This window comes from Serratia sp. MMO-28 (assembly GCF_037199905.1).
GTDB lineage: Bacteria > Pseudomonadota > Gammaproteobacteria > Enterobacterales > Enterobacteriaceae > Chania > Chania oryzae.
Genome location: NZ_JBBCVB010000104.1, coordinates 1 through 319, shown reverse-complemented (window position 1 = coordinate 319; position 319 = coordinate 1). Strand labels below are relative to the sequence as shown.

1 protein-coding gene is annotated in these 319 nt (G+C 66.1%); it reads right to left on the bottom strand.

Going from position 1 to position 319, the window contains the following annotated elements; genetic code table 11:
- Positions 1-319: hypothetical protein (locus WG891_RS26735; RefSeq protein ID WP_337265112.1), on the bottom strand; the 319-nt coding region annotated here is incomplete at both ends.

The window sequence follows — 319 nt, the reverse complement described above, 5'->3', positions numbered from 1 at the left end:
GGCCAGATTGACGCGGGCCGCCGAGGTCCCCAGATTATCGGCCGTGCTGACCGTCAGGGCACCGTTCGCATCGATAACGTGGGTGCCGCTGAAGGCGTTGCTGCCGCTCAGTGTCACCGCCGCGCCGGTATTGATGGTCCCAGCACCGCTCAGCACGTTGGCGAGCGTGTCTGCGGCGTTCAGGTTCAACGTACCGCCGACATCCACGTCACTGGTGCCCAGGGCATTCGCCACGTTCGCGGTGACGGAGGCTCCCGATGCAATATGGGTGGTGGCTGACAGACCGCCGTTGGCCGCGCTCAGCGCCAAATCTCCGCCG